Origin of the sequence: Puniceibacterium confluentis, assembly GCF_007923445.1 — a bacterium.
Taxonomy (GTDB): domain Bacteria; phylum Pseudomonadota; class Alphaproteobacteria; order Rhodobacterales; family Rhodobacteraceae; genus Puniceibacterium; species Puniceibacterium confluentis.
This window is the reverse complement of record NZ_VOJI01000091.1, coordinates 1-809: the sequence shown is the minus strand read 5'-3', so window position 1 is coordinate 809 and position 809 is coordinate 1. Positions and strand designations below refer to the sequence as shown.

1 protein-coding gene is annotated in these 809 nt (G+C 57.1%); it reads right to left on the bottom strand.

Annotated features, from left to right (window positions below):
- Positions 1-51: 51 nt before the first annotated feature.
- Positions 52-762 (bottom strand): IS6 family transposase, encoded by a 711-nt coding sequence (locus FOY53_RS22665; RefSeq protein ID WP_146592538.1) that lies wholly within the window; start codon positions 760-762, stop codon positions 52-54.
- Positions 763-809: the final 47 nt, after the last annotated feature.

Here is an 809-nt window from a genome sequence, read left to right as displayed (position 1 = left end):
GGCATTGCCAACTTGTTTGCACGCGGCTGACGGCGGCTTGGCCTGCGTCTGTCATGCGGTCATTTCGAGAGCGTAACCGTCCCAGAGACCGAAAGCATCGGTTCTGGCGTGACGGTATGAGACGGTGGAGAGTTGATAGCGGCGGGGTCGAAAGATGGTGTTGATCTGGTCGTGAGCGGCAAGGAACCTCTGCGCTTGCTTTGGCGACTTGAAGCGTCCCATGAGCTTTTCACGCTTTCGAGTGGGTCTGTGTGATCCTTCGATCCGATTGTTCAACCCTTTGTGTGCTCGGTGATCCGCACCCGGCACAAGATCGTGGATCGGTTTGAAATAGCTTCGCAACTTATCCGTGATCACGACACGGGGATCGCCGAATTGCGAAATCAACCGCTTCAGGAAGCGCCGGGCTGCCTTAGCACTCCGCCGTGGTTGGACGAGGATATCAAGAGTATCTCCGTTCGCATCCACCGCCCGCCAGAGCCAGCATTTCCGACCGTTGATCGGGATGACCACTTCGTCCATATGCCATTTGTCAGCCGCGGCTGGCCGGTCTCGCCTGATGCAATTGGCGAAATGGCGACCAAAGCGGTTGACCCATTGCCGGATCGTTTCCCGGCTGACCGTCACACCGCGTTCCGCGAGCAGATCTTCAACGTAAGCGGTGCTGAGCGCAAAGCGATGGTAGACCCAGACGGCGTAAGCGATGATCTCGCGCGGAAAACGAAAACCCTTCAGGCGCGGCATTTTGGGCGGTATCTTCATGCGTGAGCGGTAACCAGTTCAGAACATGCAATCAAGTTGGCAATGCC

Excerpts from the sequence above, each read along its gene's own strand:
- FOY53_RS22665 (WP_146592538.1), bottom strand. The coding sequence starts at position 762 with ATGAAGATACCGCCCAAAATGCCGCGCCTGAAGGGTTTTCGTTTTCCG.